Genomic DNA, 15,466 nt, shown 5'->3' on the forward strand with positions numbered 1-15,466 from the left:
CATGCTAACAGGAAAACAAAAACGCTATTTGCGTTCCGAAGCACACCATTTAAAACCTATTTTTCAAGTTGGCAAAACAGGTGTCAACGACAATATGATACGACAAATAGAAGAAGCTTTGGAGAAGCGAGAATTGCTGAAAGTCAGTGTTTTGCAGAACTGTCTTGAGGACAAGAATACCGTTGCCAGCAAACTTGCTGCCGGAACTGGAGCAGAAATTGTTCAGATCATCGGCCATAATATCGTGCTATATAAAGAGTCGGAAGAGAATAAGCATATCCAGCTTCCGTAAAGCAAGCAGTAAAAAGGAGTTTGTTATGAAACATGTTGGCATATTAGGCGGTACCTTTGATCCTCCGCATATTGGTCATTTAATCATCGCTGAACAAACCCGTGTGGCGTTAAAACTAGATGAAGTATGGTTTATGCCATCGCATAAACCGCCGCATAAACAAAAGGCTGTCGCTGATGCGTCAGATCGCGTTGCAATGACAGAAAGAGCAGTTGCCGGAAATCCCCATTTCAAAGTTGATACGATTGAAGTGAAACGTTTAGGAAAATCGTATACGTTTGATACAATGAAGCTGTTAAATAAAGACCATCCTGGCACTTCATTCTATTTTATCATTGGCGCTGACATGGTTGAGTATTTACCAAACTGGAAGGATATTGATGAACTGGTGGATATCGTGACATTTGTCGGGGTCAAACGGAAAGGATTTGAACTGATGAGCGAGTATTCGGTTGTGGAAGTGGATGTTCCGTTTGTAGACATATCCTCAACTGCAATAAAAAGAATGCTGGCACATAACCAGTCGATTAAATATATGGTGCCGGAGTCAGTGGAAGCATACGTAAAGGAGAAACATTTATATGAAGGCAGATGAAGCAATCGATATTGTAAAACCTCATCTTAAGCAGGAAAGATTTGACCATACACTCAGGGTGGCTGACACTGCTGTTGAACTCGCGGAAAAATATGATGTGCAGGCAGAAAAGGCAGAATTGGCAGCTATTTTGCATGATTACGCGAAGTATTTTCCGCTTGATAAAATGAGTCAGATCATTAAGGAAAGTGAACTTCCAAACGATTTACTTGATTACCATCATGAATTGTGGCACGGTCCTGCAGCGTCTGTCATCCTACAACAAGAATACGGAGTTACAGACTCGGAAATCCGGAGTGCCATTCATTATCACACAACAGGCAGGGCCAACATGAGTCAAATGGAGACCATTCTATTTGTTGCGGATTATATTGAGCCGGGAAGATCTTTCCCTGGTGTGCAAGAAGTAAGAGAAACGGCAAAAACGGATTTGGATCGAGCTGCCTGGATGGCTTTAAGGAATACGATTCAATTTCTTGTCGGTAAACAGGCAACTGTCTATCCGGATACGTTTTACGCATACAATGATTTAACATTACGTATAACTGGAGGGAATCAAATTCATGGACAATAACGAAATCCTTCAAGTAATTGCAAACGCATGTGACGATAAACGAGCTGAAGACATTGTTGCATTGGACATGCAGGATGTTTCACTGATGGCTGATTATTTTTTGGTTTGCCATGGCAGCAATGAACGTCAGGTACAAGCAATTGCTGGGGCCATTAAGGAGACAATGGAGGAAACGGACATTCATGTCAAACGTATGGAAGGTTTTGAACAGGCACGCTGGATTTTAGTTGATTTGGACGATATTGTCTGCCATATTTTTCATGAAGATGAACGGTATTATTATAATCTTGAACGGTTATGGGGCGATGCATCCAGGATTGAACTCCATATTGCCGGAAGCAGGTAGGTATGATGGCTTACGGACAAATGGCATATTATTATGATCAGCTAATGCAAGACGCTCCCTATGATAAATGGACATCTTTCACCGAACAAATGATTCAGGAGTTCGGGAAGTCGGTTGATTCAATAGTCGATCTGGGCTGCGGTACAGGACAGATTACGACAAGACTTGCCAGGTCTGGCTATCAGATGATCGGTGTTGATTATTCCAGTGATATGCTCAGCCTTGCTGAACAGCGTGCAAACACGGAGCAGATCTCGATTCAGTGGTTACAGCAGGATCTGCGTGCATTGGCTGGTATCAGAAATCAGGATCTGGCTATCAGTTTCTGTGATGTGCTGAATTATATAACAAAGGAAAAAGAACTTCGTCACGTATTTGAAAGTGTGTCCAGCATGCTAAAGCCTGGCGGTCTGTTTATGTTTGATGTTCATTCGTTTGATCATGTTGAGCATGATTTGGTGAACCAGACGTTTGCTGAAGTCAGTGACGATGTTTCCTACATATGGTACTGTCTGGAGGGGAATGAACAAGGGGAGATGTATCATGATTTAACATTTTTTATTGCGGAAGGTAATAAATATTCCCGTTTCGATGAAATGCACCATCAGCGGACTTTTCCCATTTCATTTTATGACCGTTTGTTACATGACAGCGGGTTTGAAGTCCGGCATATAACCAGTGATTTTTCATTGCAGCATCATGATATTAATGAACAGTCAGAAAGAATTTTTATAACTGCCGTCAAACGATCGGAATAATTTTTCCGATCGTTTTATGTTTGAGGGAGGATTTTGCAAAAGGATGTCGAATAGTTATGGCAGAGAGATTTTCAAATCCACTGGTAAAAATACTCCCGCATTTCTTCTTCAATCGCTGCCCCTGTATGTAACGTGCAGTAATCCCTGCCTAAAGATGCGATTCTGTTACACAACTTCTTGAAACCTCTGATTCCCTCAAAAGGATGTGACCCCAAATTGTTTGAACCGTTCAAAAAGTATGTTTTTCCAATTGTAATTGCTGTCCTGATAGGCGCTTTTTTATTCCTGAATCGAGTTGATGTGGATGAAGCCGTCCCTGAGTCAGCCGAGGTTCCGGAAGCTTCCCCCGTTTCATCGAATGAAGAACAGCCGTCTCCTGCACACGTGATGGTGGATGTAAAAGGGGAAATCGCAAATCCGGGTGTATATGAAATTGAAACTGATTCCCGTGTCAATGATGTGATTCAAATGGCTGGCGGATTCACAAACGATGCAGACGAGACAATGGTAAATCTTGCTCAAAAAGTACAGGATGAAATGATTATTATAATCCCGAAAACCGGTGAACAGGAGTCCATGTCTGCATCGGAAAGTAATGGTCATGTTAAAATACGGATTAACAGTGCAACACAGGAAGAAATTGAACAACTGAATGGAATTGGACCGTCTAAAGCAGCCGCAATCATTCAATACCGTGATGAAAATGGTTTTTTTGAAACGGAAGATGATTTACTGAATGTGTCGGGGGTTGGTGAAAAGACGCTTGAATCATTACAGGATGATATACAAGTTCCTTAATGGTATTGACGGATTAAAAAAACCGAATGTAAACTAAAATGAGATAGATTAAAGGTGGTTAAAGGATCATGCAAAGAATCTCATGGAACCAATATTTTATGGCACAAAGCCATTTACTGGCACTGCGCAGCACTTGTACGAGACTAATGGTGGGAGCGACAATTGTGCGGGATAAACGAATCATTGCCGGCGGTTATAACGGCAGTGTTTCCGGAGGCGTTCACTGTATCGATGAAGGCTGCTATGTGATTGACGGGCATTGTGTCCGTACCATTCATGCAGAGGCTAATGCACTGTTGCAATGTGCTAAATTTGGTGTTCCGACTGAAGGTGCCGAAATTTATGTCACGCATTTCCCGTGCCTGCAATGCTGTAAGCAAGTTATCCAAGCTGGCATTAAAACACTTTACTATGCGGAGGACTATAACAATCATCCATATGCTGTTGAGCTGTTTGCGGATGCCGGTATTGAAACGAAAAAAGTGGCTTTGACCGACCTAGCTGTTGATACCTTTTACCGGGAAAAAGAAGCATATATCCGTCAGCTGCTGGATGAACTCAAGACACAAACGAGCGACAAAGAAAAATACGAAGCCTTAAAAGCTGAGGCCGAATTATTGTTTAAGTTATAAGGTGTGCTAGATGAAAGGATATTGGCATATACCGGCATTAGGTGCTGTCATAGGTTTTTTAGCGCTCGTATTTGATTACAAATGGTTTATGGCTGTATTTTTCTTCTGGCTCATATTTTTGTATTATGATCAAAGGTTAGGGAAAATAACCGTGCTCATTTCCTTAACCTTCTCCATATTTGCCTACACTTATATCCCCGAATTAGAAAAACCTCCGGAAGATGAAACTTTCACAGCAAACGAATCAGCGTTTACAGGTCAAATTGCCAGCCCCATAACAGAATCGGAGTCGAGGATCGTTTTTGAATTCACAGATGAATCATCCGATAACAGGTTTCTTATTGTTTATTTCAAAAAAGATCAGGAAACGGAACATGATTTGAAATATGGTGCAGCATGCACAATTGATGGAAAGCCGGAGTTACCGGATTCAAGCAGAAATCCCGGGCAGTTTGATTATCAGAATTATTTGTTGTCACAAGGCATCTCTTATCAGATTGTGCTCGATTCACTGGATGATCTTGCGTGTACCGGTTCGTCATTCATGCATACCATTTATCAGCTTCGTGCTGATCTGGTGCAATTCGTTCAGGAAGAGATCAGCCCTGGAACAGCGGTCTGGTTAAATGCGCTTGTCCTTGGTGATGACACACAAATTGATGAAGAAACAATCGAATTATTTCAGCGGTGGAATCTGTCACATCTATTGGCCATTTCCGGATTGCATGTCGGTTTAGTTGTCGGATTGTTCTATTTTTTCTTCGTTAAACTGAATGTTCTGACTAAAGAAAAAGCACAATGGGCTGTAATTTTCTTTCTGCCATGTTACGCGCTGATCGCAGGCGGTGAACCATCTGTATTACGTGCAAGCACAATGGTTGTATTGTTTTTGCTTGCGGGTAAAATGAATTGGAAGTTCAGTGTTACGGACGTACTTAGTATCGTTTTTATGCTGCTGATCGTAGCTGATCCATATATGCTATACAACATTGGCTTTCAATTGTCATTCTGTGTAACACTGGGGCTGCTCCTGTCCAAAAACTGGCTGACTCAAACCAATGTTTCTTTTTTCTCCGTGCTGAACATTAGTTTTGTTTCCCAAATGATGATCTTACCACTCCAAGTAGAATATTTTTTCACGTTTCAGCCGCTCTCTATCCTTTTAAATCTGTTAGTAGTTCCATACTTTACCCTGTTCGTCATACCGTTCATGTTTTTCATATTACTGCTGGCTCCAATAGCTGGTTCACTGATTTCATATGCCGACCGTTTATTTGTCAATATACATGAACTGTTTATATCTTCCATCGAATTTATTAATCAGACGTTATACATACCCTGGGTGGTAGGCTCAATTCCGTTAGCTGCCGTCATCGCATATTATGCTCTGTTTTTAACATTTATGAAAAAGCTGGAGTATAAACAGCTGAAACAGGCTTTTAAGTTTGGTTGTTGCCTGACAGCATTGATCACGATTATTGTCATCAAGCCGTACATTTCACCGGTTGGCAATGTAACCATGCTTGATATTGGGCAGGGTGATGCAATGGTAATAGAACTGCCTTATCGAAAAGGTGTTCTGTTCATTGATGCAGGAGCGGAAATGACGTTTGATGATGATTATGAGCCCTCAGAAAATGTATATAAACAAAAGATCAAACCTTATTTATATTCCAGGGGGATTTCACATATTGACGCTGTGTTCATTTCACATGAAGATACCGATCATATGGGCAGTTTGCAGTATCTGGCTGAAGATATGTCCATTGAGAATGTTATTGTAAGTGAGTACTACACATTTTCCGCAAAAATTTCTGATGTATTGACAAATAATGGAATAAATATTGTTCGGACAGCTCAAGGAGAGACCATTACAGTCGGCAATCAGGTGTTTCACGTTTTGTCACCGGCCAGGGATAAGCAATCCGCCAATGAAAATTCGCTCGTCCTATATACAGCAATTGGAGGGAAAACATGGCTTTTTACCGGTGATATTGGCAGTGACACGGAAAGAGCGCTGACAAACACTTATCCGGAATTGGGAGCAGATGTATTGAAAGTTGCACATCATGGCAGCAATACGTCGACCGAACCAATGTTTTTAGAGCATCTGCAGCCTGTATATGGCCTTATTTCCGCAAGCGAAAACAATATGTATGGGCATCCGCACAAGGACGTGATTCAATCACTCAAAGAGGCAAATGTTCATATTCTCAGAACAGATGAAAGCGGGGCGATTCAGTATTATTTTAAGAGATCGGAAGGAACATTTTTCACATATCTCCCATAGGCTGTATTGACATACGAAAAGAGACTGAACCGAGACAGTCTCTTTTTAAACGTCAGAAAACCGGCTTTATAAGCATGAAGTGATCATCCGATTAGGACCCAACAACATTAATGGCAGCGCCAATGGCAAAAATCAGAACAAAGAAAATAAAGGAAAATGCAAATCCTTTAATGGAATCGACAACATCATTATTTTTTGACTGTACGTCCTTTTCAAATTCGTTCACTTTTACCCCTCCTATATAGTCCCAAGTATAAAATAAATACATAAAAAAATCCACTTTTGACTCAAAAAAATTAGAGTCAATTACCACCGTTATTAGAAAGAGTTAACATCTATACTTTTGGCTATAAAGGTTACGCTATAACTACAAACATCGTTTAAAATTTAGTTCCTAGGGCTGAGTTTTAAACGTTTATATAGATCATGGGGGAAATGAATCAACCCATTTCCCTCTGTTCCTAAAAACAATACTTTTCCCGCCATTCCTCTCCCCGTTGGCGGGAATTTATTACATATTAAATTGCTTGCCATTCCAATGATTACGTTTTACGATTGATTATATCGTACCCATTGGAGTGAATCGGATGACATATATGGACGTATTGCAACAAGTCAAACAAAAGCAGATTGCACCAGTATATTTATTATATGGAACGGAATCTTATTTTATACAAAATATAACAAAACATATCACTAAATCAGTATTGGCGGGTGAAACCGATGAAAATTTGTCTGTATACGATTTAGAGGAAACACCCATTCAGGAAGTGATCACCGATGCCGAGACATATCCTTTTTTTGGCGGTACCAAACTGATTATTGCCGATAACCCCTCATTTTTAAAGACAAAACCGGAAAAACTGCCGTTCGAGCATAATCTGGAAATGCTGACTGATTATCTGAAGCAGCCTGTCGATTATTCTGTCATCGTATTTACTGCATATTATGATAAACTTGATGAGCGTAAAAAAATAAGTAAAATGCTGAAACAGCACAGCGTTTCCGCAGAATGTAACCCAATTAAGGACTATGAGCTGAAAAATTGGATTGCCAATCTGGCCGGCAGCTTGAAGATAACGATTGACGATGATGTCTATGAAATGCTTGAAACGGAATTATCGACAAATCTGCATCAGGTAAGGAATGAACTGGCAAAGCTCGCCGCTTATGCCGGAGAAAATGGTGTTGTAACGAAAGAAATTGCAGAAAATCTGGTATCCCATACAGAAACGAATTCATCATTACGGCTTGTGGATGCTGTGATTGATCGCAACCTGCATAAAGCTATGTCCATTTATAAAGATTTGGAAAAAATGAAGGAAGATCCAATCGGGCTCACAGCATTGCTTGCGTTTCAGTTTCGCACAATTTTACGTGTGAAACTATTAAGTCAGAAAGGGTATAGCCAATTTCAGATGCAAAAACAAATTGGAGCACATCCTTATGTGATTAAAATGGCAAGTAAAAGGGAAAAAAAATTCACGATCGCCAGACTGCAAGGCATCATCGACCAATTAACACAAACCGATACAGCCATAAAGCAGGGCAGGATGGAAAAAGAACTCGCTTTTGAGCTTTTACTGCACGAATTGACACGATATTATGGTAAGTGAAACTTCATTCAGCGGGCCGTCTTCCCCGCTGAATGTTAGTTGAACAGAATCGAACATTTACTATCAGTAAGCCCCCGCTGCGCCTTTGAGTGGGGGCTTACTGATAGTTACATGCGGGATAAAAAAGGCTGGGACACAATGAAAACTTTCCATGTTAAAGACGAACGATTACAGGGCAGGATTGCAGCATTTTACTTTTTCAACAGTCACATCCTTAGTCATCGTTGATATCGACTGCGAACGCGTGATAATTTGTCGTGGTGTCAGCCTTCCTTCCATTCTGATGTTAGTTGCGTACGATCATTCGCTCCGGCAGCATACTGCGCTTTCCATGGGCATGGCCTCAGCCTGCCTCGGAAAGCAAAGACCTCTTTCCTGCGGGGTCTTCTGCTCGTGCTGTTCCCATAGGGGTCTCCGTATGCTGCCTCCGCTCATGTTGGGGTGCTGATTGTTGGAAGAAAAGAACTTATAGAACGATATTCATTAACCTTGCTGTCACCTGATGAGAACACGATTCTAAACTGCGGAAAATTGCGACACGCCTGGGGGAACAGCGCAAGTCGAAGATCCACTTTGCCAAGTTGTTTACTTGCCAAAGTTAGTTGAGGCTGTGCCCCGGAAAGGGCGTATTTTTCCGCAGCGACCCACATGCACTCACCAACAAAAGCATGGAAGCAAGCAAATCTAAGACTAAGTGACTTCTCCGTTTGTCGATCATTCGCAACAAATTTTCAAACATACCTCAAAAGATAAATCCGAACTATTCCAATCATAATGGAATTATCGTTCGGATTTACCTTTGGCTAATATACTTTTGTTCCTGCCTCTTTATTATGCACTCAATAGTTCGTTTACCTTCTTGGTTAAACGTGATTTTTGGCGGTTGCCGTTATTTTTATGGATGCCGCCATTCTGAACAGCCTTGTCAATTTTTTTGAAGGTTGTGGAGAGAGCAGCTTTAGCCCCTTTTGCATCTTTTTGCTCGATCAGTTTCTCCAGACGCTTGATATGGGTACGCATATCGGATTTATAGTTGATATTTTGGGCCCGTTTTTTTCTGTTGACGTCCACCCGTTTAATCGCTGATTTGATATTTGCCAATGATGTCACCTCCTGGAACGCAATATGAATAATTTGAAGCATTAAAAAAGATTTCTTCAAATGTAGCAAAAGTTATTTTACCAGACGTTTACATCCTTTTCAACAGCTTTCCCTCAGCCTTGTATGATTTGGATGAAAATAGTGAAACATAGAAGTATATGATAAAAATGTGTAAAAGAGAGGATTCGTAATGGCAGACAAAGAAAAACAATATGAAGTCAGGACAGACCTTGCAGTTGAAGCCAAGGATATGTATGTGGAAAAAGAGGAAGCGCCAAAACAAGACGTAAACGGCGTAACCATCAAGGAAAAGCAAGAGGATGATATAGCCATAACATATGTTGATATAAACGCTGAGGGTGAACAGCGAATCGGGAAAAAACAGGGATCCTATATTACGATTTATGCCGATGGGGTCAAAAAGCAGGATACGAAAAAACAAGAAGCTGCGGCTAAAGTTTTTGGAAAGGAACTGGAACAATTGCTGGAGAAAAATGAGGTGCCGGAAGATGGCACAGGATTGATTGTTGGCCTTGGCAATTGGAATGTTACACCGGATGCACTTGGCCCAATGTCCGTTGAGAAAGTACTTGTAACGAGTCATTTATTCCAGATGGAGCATGAATCTGTATCTGAGGGCTATCGCCCAGTGGCCGCGGTTACACCGGGGGTAATGGGTGTCACCGGCATGGAAACGAGCAATATTATTTTTGGGATTGTAGAGAAATTTAACCCGGACTTTGTTATTGCTGTTGATGCCCTAGCATCCAGATCAATTGAACGCGTCAATGAAACGATACAAATTTCAGATACGGGTATACACCCGGGTTCCGGTGTGGGCAATAAACGGAAAGAATTAAGCGAGGATACAATCGGCGTACCGGTGCTTGCCGTTGGATGTCCGACAGTTGTGGACGCTGTTACGATTACAAGCGATACGATTGATTTTATGCTGAAGCATTTTGGCAGGGAGTGGCGGGATAAAGATAAACCTTCAAAGTCATTAGCACCTGCAGGGTTATCGTTTGGCCATAAGGAATTGAAGGAAGAAGACTTGCCGGATGAAGAAAAACGCAAAACCTTTCTGGGAATTGTAGGCAATTTGTCGGAAGCGGAAAAGAAATCATTAATTCAGGAAGTCTTAACACCAATAGGTCATAATTTAATGGTAACGCCAAAAGAAGTGGATGGTTTCATGAAAGATATGGCGACAGTAATTGCAACAGGATTGAATACTGCATTGCACGATAAGGTGACGGTAGAAAATTTTGCATCATATACAAGATAGTACATCACGTTTATCCGGGAGTTAACGGACACTGACACTTCGATAAGTTCAACTAACCATCAGTGGATGATAAACACAGATTAAAAGTGGGACTACAGTCGCTAATGTCTGCATTTAACACGATCTGTGTGAAGTTTCCACTGATGGAAGTTTCACTTTATCCCGCCTTAACAGGCAGTAAGCTCCCCGTATCAAAGTTACAGAAGAAGTATAAAAAGCGTGGAGGCCAACTGCCTGTAAAGATCCGATAAGTTCAACTAACCATCAGTGGATGATAAACCCGGACTAAGAGTGGGACGACAGTCGCTAATGTCTGCATTTAACACGACCTGTGTGAAGTTTCCACTGATGGAAGTTTCACTTTATAAACTCTATTAAGTGGTTGTGAATTTAAAAGAATTGGTTCTAGCTTCTGATGCTATTTCATAGATTTTACTATCAGGAAATTCTTCAGAGGAGTGGAACCATGTATCTTCAAGGTAAATATAATGGAAAAAATAAAAAGCTGTTCAGTCATTTCTATAAAAAAAGTGGCATCTATATAATCTGTATAGCTGTTTTATTCATATCAACAGGTTTCTTAACGACGGTATCCCCGGCTTATCGATTTTCGTCCAATACCATTACAAATTGGACAAGTGATTTGGACAGTTCGTTCTTTCTATATTTAATGGGAATGGAAAACAAGGCATTCCAGAGAGCTTATCCCGACGATCGGGAATTGCCTGATATTTCAAGTATATTGTTTGAAATGGCGACTAACATCAGACCGAGTGACACAAGGAGTCTGTTGGGTCAGGAGCTTCCGGGGTTTTTAACGTTCCAGAATGATATCATCATAGCTGGCGAAGGAACCGATTATACCAATTTGCCCGTTGAATCATCCCCTCCGCTTGAAGATATTTTAGAGGAAAGAGAAGCAGTTGTTGATCAGGAGGACAAAGAGGAAGAACCGGATGAACAACAGGACGAAAATAAGCCAAGTACAGGCGGTCGTGATGTTGTTTTTATTTATAACACCCATAACCGGGAGTCTTTTTTACCTCATTTACCCGATGTTGATGACCCTGATAAGGCACAGCATGGAGAGGTGAATATTGGTAAAGTCAGTGACAGGTTTGCAAAAGCACTTGAATCAAATGGAATCGGCACAGAAGTTGATCAAACAGATATCATGAGTACTTTAAACAATCAAAACCTGGAATATAATCAGTCCTACACGGCTTCCAGAGAGGTTGTACAGGAGGCATTCGCTGACAATGAGGAGTTTCAGTATTCATTTGATTTGCATCGCGATGCCAGCCCCAAAAATGAAACAACTAAAGAGATTGATGGGAAAAAATATGCCAGAGTTATGTTTGTAGTTGGAGCGAAATATGAAGGGTATGATCAAAACCTGGAAATTGCCAATCAACTACACAATCTAATCGAGGAGGAATACCCGGGTCTTAGCAGAGGTGTCATTACGAAAAAAGGATCAGGAAGCAATGGGGTCTACAATCAGGATTTATCACCGAATGCAATGCTGATCGAATTTGGCGGAGTGGGAAATAACCTGGATGAATTATACCGGAGTGCGGACGCTGTTGCAGAAATATTCAGTGACTATTACTGGGATGCTGAGAAGGTAAATACCAATCAATAGGAGGGAAAAATATGCGCACCGTTATCATACTACTATCATTGGCACTATTTTTTTTAACGGGTTTAATCATAGGCATGGATCGCAGTAATCAGGAAAATGAGGCCTATTCGGATGTGGAAGAAGTGATTGAAGAGACTGGAGAAGCGAGTGAAAAACAGGTGCTGATCAAGGATCAGGAATCAACTGATAAGCAACTGGCGGTCCCTGAATCACCTGAGCATTTTACACATAAGGCAGCATCGTTTTTGGAATCAGGTGTGAAAGGTTTTTATGAGCTGATTGTTAGTGTTACGTATCAACTTATTCAAGTATTTTTCTAATGGTTGTTCATTCCTGTGCTGCAGCTTTCTTTCATTGCTTGAATGTATGCAGTGCAATTGCTATAATCAACCCTAGTCATCGAATGTTGTAAACATTTTATCCGTAAAGATGCGGTAAGAGACAAATGGGAGTGGACTGCACTTATGAATATAAAACAAGCAAACGTACGTAATTTTTCAATCATTGCGCATATCGATCATGGGAAATCTACCCTCGCAGACCGTATTCTCGAAAAAACAAAAGCATTGACCCAGCGGGAAATGAAAGAGCAATTTCTAGATGCAATGGATTTGGAGCGTGAACGGGGAATCACCATAAAATTAAATGCGGTACAGCTGAATTATAAAAGTGCAAACGAGGAAGATTATTTATTTCACCTAATAGATACACCCGGACATGTCGACTTTACATATGAAGTATCCAGAAGTCTTGCGGCATGTGAGGGTGCTGTTTTAGTTGTGGATGCTGCCCAGGGCATTGAAGCACAGACGCTTGCCAATGTCTATCTTGCACTGGACAATGATCTTGAAATCATTCCTGTGATTAACAAAATCGACTTGCCGAATGCTGACCCTGACCGTGTGGCACAGGAACTGGAGGATGTCATTGGTATTGATAAGGATGAGGTTATTTTAGCTTCTGCAAAAGATGATATCGGTGTCGATGAAATTCTGGAACGAGTTGTATCAGATATTCCTGCGCCATCCGGCGAACCCGAAAGTCCGCTGAAAGCACTTATCTTTGATTCATTGTATGATCCTTATCGTGGTGTGATTGCTTATATTTGCATGAAAGAAGGTTCTGTAAAGGTCGGGGATAAAATCAGATTAATGGCAAACGGAAAAGAATTTGACGTTAATGAGATTGGTGTTTTTAGACCGAATCCGGTTCCAAAAGACGAATTGACTGTCGGTGATGTGGGATTTCTGACTGCATCCATTAAAAATGTCGGTGATACGAGAGTCGGTGATACGATTACACTTTCAAAAAACCCGGCAGAATCACCACTACCCGGTTATAAACGGCTGAATCCGATGGTGTTTTGCGGCTTGTTCCCGGTAGATTCCAATCAATATAATGATTTGCGTGAAGCACTGGAACGGCTGGAGCTTAATGATTCATCGCTGCAATATGAAGCCGAGAGCTCACAAGCATTAGGTTTTGGCTTCCGCTGCGGATTTCTCGGGTTATTACATATGGAGATTATCCAGGAACGAATCGAACGGGAATTCAATATCAATTTAATCACGACGGCTCCATCGGTTATCTATGAAGTGGAGAAAACGGACGGTGACACGATTGAAGTGGACAATCCTTCGATCATGCCTGATTCCCAACTCGTCCAGGAAGTACGGGAGCCATTTGTTAAAGCGACCATTATGGTGCCGAATGATTATGTCGGAGCAGTGATGGAAATTGCCCAGAAGAAGCGCGGTCAGTTTGTTGATATGGAATATCTTGACGAAATACGTGTCAATGTTGTGTATCATATTCCATTATCCGAAATTGTCTATGATTTCTTTGATCAATTGAAATCACAAACAAAAGGATACGCCTCGTTTGATTATGATTTAATCGGCTATCGCCCTTCCAATCTTGTTAAAATGGATATCTTGTTAAACGGGGATACCATTGATGCATTGTCGTTTATTGTACACCGGGATTTCGCCTATGAAAGGGGAAAACATATTGTGGATAAGTTAAAAGACCTTATTCCTAGACAGCAATTTGAAGTACCTGTACAGGCAGCTATTGGAAACAAAATCATTGCAAGATCCACGATCAAGGCAATGAAGAAAAATGTACTTTCCAAATGTTATGGCGGCGATATTTCACGAAAACGAAAACTGTTGGAGAAACAAAAAGAAGGTAAAAAACGCATGAAGATGGTTGGGTCGGTTGAGGTTCCACAAGAGGCGTTTATGGCTGTACTGGAAATGAATGATGATTAATTAATTTTTTGAAGGACAGGGGAAATTTACGCTGGCGGTGTAAGTATCCCTTTTCTTCGTACAAGGGAGATCAAAATGAAAGCACAATCCGTTTATATCCATATACCATTTTGTCAGCAAATTTGTCATTACTGTGATTTCACAAAGTTTTTTTATAATGAAAAATTAGCAACAGAATACATTGAAGCACTATCGAATGAAATAAACACAAACATCCATGGTAACAGCAATAAAGTAAATACCATTTTCATTGGCGGCGGGACACCGACAGCTCTGAATCTTGAACAGTTACGTTCGTTAATGCAATTGATTGATGCTAAATTTGATATAGCGGCCTGCTCCGAATTTACCATTGAAGCAAATCCGGGTGACTTTGACGAAGAAAAAATAAAATTGCTCAAAAGTTTTGGTGTGAACCGTATTTCGTTAGGCGTACAAGTTTTTGATAACATAATGCTTGAAGAATTGGGGCGGCTGCATAAAGTAAAAGATGTGTACCGGACAATCGATCTGTTGCAACAACAAAGATTTTACAATATAAGTCTTGATCTCATTTATGCGCTGCCCAACCAGACAGTAGAGCATTTCAGGCAATCATTGAATGAGGCCGTGTCTTTTAATCTGCCGCATTATTCAACATACGCGCTGCAGATTGAACCGAAAACGGTTTTTTATCAGCGTCACAAAAAAGGCAAATTGCACCGTCCTCCACAAGAAGAAGAAGTCCAAATGTATGAAACATTAGTAGATACCATGCGAATGAATGGTTTGCAGCAATATGAAATTAGCAATTTTGCCAAGCCAGGATTTGAAAGCCAGCATAATCTGGTATATTGGAAAAATGAGCACTATTATGGTTTTGGTGCAGGAGCGCACGGGTATTTACCAGGAAGGCGGACAGGCAACATCCGGCCATTGCCGGCTTATGTCAAAAAGGCGGTGGAAGACGGCAATCCGATTTTGAATACGGAAGAAATCGGTATGCGCGAAATGATTGAGGAAGAAATGTTTCTTGGTTTACGGAAAATGGAAGGCATTCATACAGATCATTTCCTTGAAAAATTCGGATTCCGATACGAGGACTTGTATAAGGATTCCGTATCCTTTCTGATCAATAAAGGCTGGCTCAAGGAAGATGGTAAAAATCTGCATTTAACTGATCAGGGAGTGCTGTTTGGAAATGAAGTGTTCGAACAATTTTTATTGGAGGAAGATGATCTGGAGCTTGTTCGTTGACAAAAAAATCATGATTTGATAA

General features: G+C 40.9%; 16 protein-coding genes. 14 read left to right on the top strand and 2 right to left on the bottom strand.

Translation table 11 applies throughout. The annotated features are described in order from the left end of the window. Position 1 precedes the first annotated feature (1 nt). The 8 genes from yhbY (at position 2) to BM195_RS00465 (ending at position 6,285) form a co-directional block, all read left to right on the top strand. Complete coding sequence (gene yhbY / locus BM195_RS00430) at positions 2-292, top strand: ribosome assembly RNA-binding protein YhbY (protein WP_090232029.1); 291 nt, start codon at positions 2-4, stop codon at positions 290-292. Between the two features lie 25 nt (positions 293-317). Next, positions 318-887 (top strand): nicotinate-nucleotide adenylyltransferase, encoded by a 570-nt coding sequence (locus BM195_RS00435; RefSeq protein WP_090232032.1) that lies wholly within the window; start codon positions 318-320, stop codon positions 885-887. Next, positions 874-1,461, top strand: coding sequence for a bis(5'-nucleosyl)-tetraphosphatase (symmetrical) YqeK (yqeK, locus tag BM195_RS00440; RefSeq protein ID WP_090232035.1), 588 nt, complete (start codon positions 874-876; stop codon positions 1,459-1,461). The genes BM195_RS00435 and yqeK overlap by 14 nt, the downstream gene beginning before the upstream one ends. After that, positions 1,451-1,807, top strand: coding sequence for a ribosome silencing factor (rsfS, locus tag BM195_RS00445; protein ID WP_090232038.1), 357 nt, complete (start codon positions 1,451-1,453; stop codon positions 1,805-1,807). Before yqeK ends, rsfS begins: the two co-directional genes overlap by 11 nt. A 5-nt stretch (positions 1,808-1,812) precedes the next feature. Continuing rightward, the gene (locus BM195_RS00450) at positions 1,813-2,565 is read left to right on the top strand and encodes a class I SAM-dependent DNA methyltransferase (protein ID WP_090233146.1); all 753 of its coding nucleotides are present in this window, start codon (positions 1,813-1,815) and stop codon (positions 2,563-2,565) included. Between the two features lie 216 nt (positions 2,566-2,781). Then, positions 2,782-3,363, top strand: coding sequence for a helix-hairpin-helix domain-containing protein (locus tag BM195_RS00455; RefSeq protein WP_090232041.1), 582 nt, complete (start codon positions 2,782-2,784; stop codon positions 3,361-3,363). A 68-nt stretch (positions 3,364-3,431) separates the two neighbouring features. Next, positions 3,432-3,995: a ComE operon protein 2 gene (locus BM195_RS00460; RefSeq protein ID WP_090232043.1), complete on the top strand. Its 564-nt coding sequence runs from the start codon at positions 3,432-3,434 to the stop codon at positions 3,993-3,995. A 10-nt stretch (positions 3,996-4,005) separates the two neighbouring features. After that, positions 4,006-6,285 (top strand): DNA internalization-related competence protein ComEC/Rec2, encoded by a 2,280-nt coding sequence (locus BM195_RS00465; protein ID WP_090232045.1) that lies wholly within the window; start codon positions 4,006-4,008, stop codon positions 6,283-6,285. Between the two features lie 91 nt (positions 6,286-6,376). On the opposite strand, the gene BM195_RS00470 is transcribed toward BM195_RS00465, so the two are convergent. Continuing rightward, a complete protein-coding gene (locus tag BM195_RS00470) occupies positions 6,377-6,511 on the bottom strand; it encodes a YqzM family protein (protein ID WP_090232048.1) in 135 nt (44 codons plus the stop codon). Positions 6,512-6,872: 361 nt separating this feature from the next. Between BM195_RS00470 and holA the strand changes: the two genes are divergently transcribed. Next, positions 6,873-7,901, top strand: coding sequence for a DNA polymerase III subunit delta (holA, locus tag BM195_RS00475; protein WP_090232051.1), 1,029 nt, complete (start codon positions 6,873-6,875; stop codon positions 7,899-7,901). 831 nt (positions 7,902-8,732) lie between these two features. On the opposite strand, the gene rpsT is transcribed toward holA, so the two are convergent. Further along, positions 8,733-9,002: a 30S ribosomal protein S20 gene (rpsT, locus tag BM195_RS00480; RefSeq protein WP_090232054.1), complete on the bottom strand. Its 270-nt coding sequence runs from the start codon at positions 9,000-9,002 to the stop codon at positions 8,733-8,735. Positions 9,003-9,192: 190 nt separating this feature from the next. Here rpsT and gpr point away from each other — a divergent pair, with 190 nt between their 5' ends. The 5 genes from gpr (at position 9,193) to hemW (ending at position 15,444) form a co-directional block, all read left to right on the top strand. Next, on the top strand, positions 9,193-10,290 hold the full coding sequence (gene gpr / locus BM195_RS00485) for a GPR endopeptidase (protein ID WP_090232057.1): 1,098 nt from the start codon (positions 9,193-9,195) through the stop codon (positions 10,288-10,290). A 466-nt stretch (positions 10,291-10,756) separates the two neighbouring features. Further along, positions 10,757-11,935 (top strand): stage II sporulation protein P, encoded by a 1,179-nt coding sequence (spoIIP, locus tag BM195_RS00490; protein ID WP_090232060.1) that lies wholly within the window; start codon positions 10,757-10,759, stop codon positions 11,933-11,935. A gap of 11 nt (positions 11,936-11,946) precedes the next feature. Further along, complete coding sequence (locus BM195_RS00495; RefSeq protein ID WP_090232062.1) at positions 11,947-12,255, top strand: hypothetical protein; 309 nt, start codon at positions 11,947-11,949, stop codon at positions 12,253-12,255. Positions 12,256-12,399: 144 nt separating this feature from the next. Further along, positions 12,400-14,208, top strand: coding sequence for a translation elongation factor 4 (lepA, locus tag BM195_RS00500; protein WP_090232065.1), 1,809 nt, complete (start codon positions 12,400-12,402; stop codon positions 14,206-14,208). Positions 14,209-14,283: 75 nt separating this feature from the next. Then, positions 14,284-15,444 carry a radical SAM family heme chaperone HemW gene (gene hemW, locus BM195_RS00505; RefSeq protein WP_090232067.1) on the top strand — a complete coding sequence of 387 codons (1,161 nt, stop codon included), beginning with the start codon at positions 14,284-14,286 and terminating at the stop codon, positions 15,442-15,444. Positions 15,445-15,466 lie beyond the last annotated feature (22 nt).

Origin of the sequence: Lentibacillus halodurans, assembly GCF_900112045.1 — a bacterium.
GTDB classification, from domain to species: domain Bacteria; phylum Bacillota; class Bacilli; order Bacillales; family Amphibacillaceae; genus Lentibacillus; species Lentibacillus halodurans.

Excerpts from the sequence above, each read along its gene's own strand:
- spoIIP (WP_090232060.1), top strand. The coding sequence starts at position 10,757 with ATGTATCTTCAAGGTAAATATAATGGAAAAAATAAAAAGCTGTTCAGT.
- yhbY (WP_090232029.1), top strand. The coding sequence starts at position 2 with ATGCTAACAGGAAAACAAAAACGCTATTTGCGTTCCGAAGCACACCAT.
- BM195_RS00435 (WP_090232032.1), top strand. The coding sequence starts at position 318 with ATGAAACATGTTGGCATATTAGGCGGTACCTTTGATCCTCCGCATATT.
- yqeK (WP_090232035.1), top strand. The coding sequence starts at position 874 with ATGAAGGCAGATGAAGCAATCGATATTGTAAAACCTCATCTTAAGCAG.
- holA (WP_090232051.1), top strand. The coding sequence starts at position 6,873 with ATGACATATATGGACGTATTGCAACAAGTCAAACAAAAGCAGATTGCA.
- gpr (WP_090232057.1), top strand. The coding sequence starts at position 9,193 with ATGGCAGACAAAGAAAAACAATATGAAGTCAGGACAGACCTTGCAGTT.
- hemW (WP_090232067.1), top strand. The coding sequence starts at position 14,284 with ATGAAAGCACAATCCGTTTATATCCATATACCATTTTGTCAGCAAATT.
- lepA (WP_090232065.1), top strand. The coding sequence starts at position 12,400 with ATGAATATAAAACAAGCAAACGTACGTAATTTTTCAATCATTGCGCAT.
- rsfS (WP_090232038.1), top strand. The coding sequence starts at position 1,451 with ATGGACAATAACGAAATCCTTCAAGTAATTGCAAACGCATGTGACGAT.
- BM195_RS00450 (WP_090233146.1), top strand. The coding sequence starts at position 1,813 with ATGGCTTACGGACAAATGGCATATTATTATGATCAGCTAATGCAAGAC.
- BM195_RS00465 (WP_090232045.1), top strand. The coding sequence starts at position 4,006 with ATGAAAGGATATTGGCATATACCGGCATTAGGTGCTGTCATAGGTTTT.
- BM195_RS00460 (WP_090232043.1), top strand. The coding sequence starts at position 3,432 with ATGCAAAGAATCTCATGGAACCAATATTTTATGGCACAAAGCCATTTA.
- BM195_RS00495 (WP_090232062.1), top strand. The coding sequence starts at position 11,947 with ATGCGCACCGTTATCATACTACTATCATTGGCACTATTTTTTTTAACG.